The 1,633-nt window shown below is 43.0% G+C and carries 1 protein-coding gene and 1 pseudogene; both read left to right on the top strand.

Features of this window, described 5'->3' with window-relative positions; all coding sequences use genetic code 11:
* Positions 1 to 77 (top strand): annotated as a pseudogene (locus PDO_RS29455) (IS6 family transposase); the annotation flags it as partial.
* Positions 78 to 309: 232 nt separating this feature from the next.
* The coding region (locus tag PDO_RS27940) for a hypothetical protein (RefSeq protein WP_007603071.1) at positions 310 to 1,633 on the top strand (1,324 nt) is incomplete at its 3' end.

Here is a 1,633-nt window from a genome sequence, read left to right as displayed (position 1 = left end):
ACGACATCTCCTCCGGTCACCATCGCGAACTGCGCACTGCGGCGATGAGCCTGTGGGCGAAAATTGCAAGAGCATGACAGATATCTCCGGATGGCGTCTTTCGCTGGCATTTCCTCGGAAGAGTATGGCCGGAGACCTTCAGTAATAAATTTAAAGTAATGTAATATATAGGACATTGCACGACAATCTTTCGACTTAGCTTACCGCAGTCAGCACGGGATGCCGATGGAATATCGTGACCAGCGCCCGCGTTCAATCTTTGATCGCGGACAGTACGTTAAAGCGTACAACAACAAACGGAAGCAGTAGATGTCGCCAAAAATCCCGAGCCAAATTCAATCGCCAACAACACCCGCGCCGATTACTGATGGAGCACGTCAACTGCATGCTCCAGTAGAGAATGGAAGTGCTTTTGGTCGAACTGTGTGCAAGACAGGCAGTGCTTCGATAGAACCGCAGAGCAAAAGTGAATTCGTGCAGCTTAATGCATACATGGCAGCAATAGACAAGTCACCTGTTGAATCAACAGATGTAGACGGCCGTCTTGGGACGGCCACCGTAAAGAGCGATGGTCGAACTGTGTGCAAGACAGGCAGTGCTTCGATAAAGCAGCAGAGAAAAAGACAATTCGTACAGCGCGATTCATACCTGACAGCAATCAAGTGGCCTTTGTTGGCGCAGATATCCGATCGAGTTCATAACAGCGGCAATACAGGGCCATTTGAAATATGGAGGCATGGTAAGATCAAAAATGAACCTCGTCCTGTGAAGATTGGTCTAGAAGCAATTAAGGGTCGAATGAATGTAGCGCATGCGCACGAAACGTTTGGAACCAATGGCCAGACGATGACTGGGTATAAAGTAATTTACAATCACAATAGGAAAAATGATGACTTGGAATCAACTAGTGATTCCGGTTGGGAACAAAATGATGAATTGGAATCAACTAGTGATTTCGGTTGGGAACAAAATGATTCTGAAGTGGAGGTTACTGTATTGCTTCCCCAATCGACCGGAGTAAATGTTCCTCCGAAAGCGACAAGGGGACGAACCGGTAATAAAACGAGTGTTGTATTAAATGAAGGTGACAAATGTATTTTTTTAGAGGATCTGGATGAAGAAATACAAACGAAGCTGACTGAAGCGTTGGCTTTGAGTGCCTGCTTGGAAAATGAACTTGAGCTGCTATCTAAGTCCTTGCCAGAAAGTGAAGCGTATCATTTGATTTTGGGTATGACGGAGAAATTTAACATTAAGTATGGAGAATATACCACTAAATATAGTAGTGACGCTGTTGATTATAGCGATAAAGATGTTGATTATAGTGCGTTGCGTTCCTTATATAATACGCTGGAAGATTATTCTAATAAAATCAACTCAATTATAAAGCTCCATGCGTCAGTAATGAAGAAAGTTTCATCTTTTAAAAAGAAACTAGCTTTCCGACAAAAATACTTTGGTGTGTGTACCACAGATGCTTCAAATTCTGTTGTAATAAGTGCTTACATAACCATGAAAAAAGGTGTTATTTCGGAATATGGCAAAATTAAAGTTGAATTGCCAGAGGTACTCCAGAGTTTTAAGTCTGGCTTGGAAAAACTGGTAATTACTCACCCCTTGCCATCGCCTAAAA

Source organism: Rhizobium sp. PDO1-076, from assembly GCF_000247475.1.
In the GTDB taxonomy this organism is placed as follows: Bacteria; Pseudomonadota; Alphaproteobacteria; order Rhizobiales; family Rhizobiaceae; genus Allorhizobium.
The sequence above is the reverse complement of the archived record's forward strand: the minus strand, read 5'-3'. Positions and strand labels throughout refer to the sequence as shown.